Annotated in this window: 1 protein-coding gene and 2 pseudogenes; 1 reads left to right on the top strand and 2 read right to left on the bottom strand. The window is 67.1% G+C overall.

Going from position 1 to position 2,262, the window contains the following annotated elements; genetic code table 11:
• Nucleotides 1-48 precede the first annotated feature (48 nt).
• A pseudogene (locus tag ABDV69_RS21125) lies at nucleotides 49-375 on the bottom strand (tyrosine-type recombinase/integrase); the annotation flags it as partial.
• A gap of 71 nt (nucleotides 376-446) precedes the next feature.
• Nucleotides 447-752, bottom strand: a pseudogene (locus ABDV69_RS21120) (replication initiator); the annotation flags it as partial.
• A 236-nt stretch (nucleotides 753-988) separates the two neighbouring features.
• On the opposite strand from ABDV69_RS21120, the gene ABDV69_RS21115 reads away from it, so the two are divergent.
• The coding region (locus ABDV69_RS21115; protein WP_343577761.1) for a PGRS repeat-containing protein at nucleotides 989-2,262 on the top strand (1,274 nt) is incomplete at its 3' end.

Raw genomic sequence — 2,262 nt, 5'->3', positions numbered from 1 at the left:
ACGGATTATGAGTCCGCGGCTCTAACCAACTGAGCTACCGCCCCTGGGCTAATTAGCTGCAGGTATTCGCTCCGACCCTTTAGAAACCGATTCCAAATACCGCAGTGATACCGCAGTACTGTCGATAGCCTTGCCCAACGCCTTGGCGACCGCAGACAGGTCATCGTCAAGAAGATGCCCGTAAAGGTCCAGGTTCATGGCCGCTGTCGCGTAGCCAAGCATGCGTTGCACGACGTTGACATTAGCGCCTGCGCTGATCGCGAGTGAGGCCGTGGTGTGCCGTAGGCCGTGCGGAACCAGCCCCTCAATCCCGACCTCTGCGCACCCCTTGTCGAATGCACGCCGGTATTCCTCAATGGGGAGCAGCCCGCCACGCCTGCCGAGATGACCAGGACGCGGTCCCCGGCGCTGGCGTGTCCGGCACGGTCGAATTCCCACAACATCCCATCGGTGTCGATCGGTTGCTGTCGCCCGCATGTGCTCGCCGTCACGTCGTCAGCGAGATGGGCGGATTCCATATCATTTTGTCGCCCTGAATGTTTGGCCATCTGGTGGCGGGTCCAGCTGGCGCGGGCGGTGCGCAGGGCGCCCATAGTGGTCGAGTAGTGCCGCCATTTGGTGGTGATATGGCCGCGGTAGCCAAGGGTGTGCAGCCAGCGTCCGATCCCGGCCAACGGCCCTGTCTCCGCCGCGTGTTCGGCGCGTTGGGTGATGGTGACCAGGATGGTGCGCACGTGTTCAGTAACGTCCAGGTCACCGATCGCTTCTGCGGTGAGGCGCCGGGCCGTGAGTGCTGTCGTGCTGAGCGCACAAGAGGGGCCGAAGAAAGTACGAGAAAGGGGAAGTGGGGGCTATCGAACGCCGGGGCTTGACACGGTGTAGGCGCGTCGTGATTGTTGATGAGACGGTCGCGGCTCGGTCCGGTGGTGTGCGCTCGCAATGATCGTTGGTCGTGGTGGATCGCCCGCCCGCTGTGAGGGGTGTGTAAATGTCTGGTCGCAACGGTGTCGGGGGTGCTGCATCGTCGGGGGGTCGTCGGTGGGGGCGGCGTTCGATGCTGCCGGGCGCACTGGGTGCGCTGGTCGCCGCCGCAGCGGCGGCGACTGGTTCTGCGGTGCCCGCGCGGGCTGACTTCGACGCTGTATTGGATCCGGTCATCGCGCCGATCGTGGCGTCGGTGACCGACTCGATCTCGGGCTTTGACCCGACCCTGGCCACAGATCTGACCTCCTGGACCGACACGCTGCTGACCACCCTCAACACTGACGTCGGTGACTTTGGTGGTTTGGATTCAGCCGCGACAGTGGCGGCGTCGTCGGCGCAAGCGGCCGCCAGCGTGGATCCCGCCGGGGCGGGTGTTGATTCGTTGACCGGGTACATCGACTCCGGTGGCCTGGTCGGCCTGATCTATGCTCCGCTGCACAATCTCGGTGAGGAGTGGATCACCAGCTCATTTGGCACGCAGCTGGACAACGCGATCAACCCACTGTTTGCCACCGACGGGTACTGCGGTCTGATCTGCAACGGCGACGTCGGGACGGCGGCCGACCCGACCGGGGGCGGCGGTGGTTGGTTCTTCGGTGACGGCGGTGCCGGCTGGAGTAGCGATCAGGCCGGGGTGGCCGGCGGTGATGGTGGCGTGGCTGGGCTGTTTGGCAATGGTGGCGCCGGTGGCGCCGGCGGGGCCGGCGCTGATGGTGGGGCCGGTGGCGCCGGTGGGTATTTCGTCGGTGACGGCGGTGACGGCGGTGACGGCGGCACTGGGGACGTTGGTGAGGCCGGCGGTAACGGTGGCGCCGGCGGCATAGGGGGTTATTGGGCGGTCGGGATCGGTGGCAACGGCGGTGACGGCGGCACTGGTGGCGCGGCTACCGGTGCCGATAGCGTCGCCGGCGCTGGTGGCAACGGTGGGGCCGGCGGTCTGGGCAGCCGCGGGGAGGTCCTCGGTCCGCTGCTGAGCGTTGGTGTTGGGGGTGGCGGTGGGGCCGGCGGTGATGGTGGTGCGGCCAGTGGTCTTGACAGTGTCGCCGGGGTCGGCGGGCTCGGCGGTAACGGTGGCGCCGGTAGCCCAGCAGATGGTGCTCCTGGTCTGGGGGCTGGCGGTGACGGCGGGGCCGGTGGCGACGGGGGTGCCGCCAGTGGAGCAGGCAGCATGGCTGGTGCTGGAGGTGACGGCGGCACCGGAGGCGAACCGAACGGGGGTTATCTCAGTATCGCCGGTGTGGGCGGTCACGGCGGCGAGGGTGGAAACGGGATCGACGG

This window comes from Mycobacterium sp. (assembly GCF_039583785.1).
Classification (GTDB): domain Bacteria; phylum Actinomycetota; class Actinomycetes; order Mycobacteriales; family Mycobacteriaceae; genus Mycobacterium.
The sequence above is the reverse complement of the archived record's forward strand: the minus strand, read 5'-3'. Positions and strand labels throughout refer to the sequence as shown.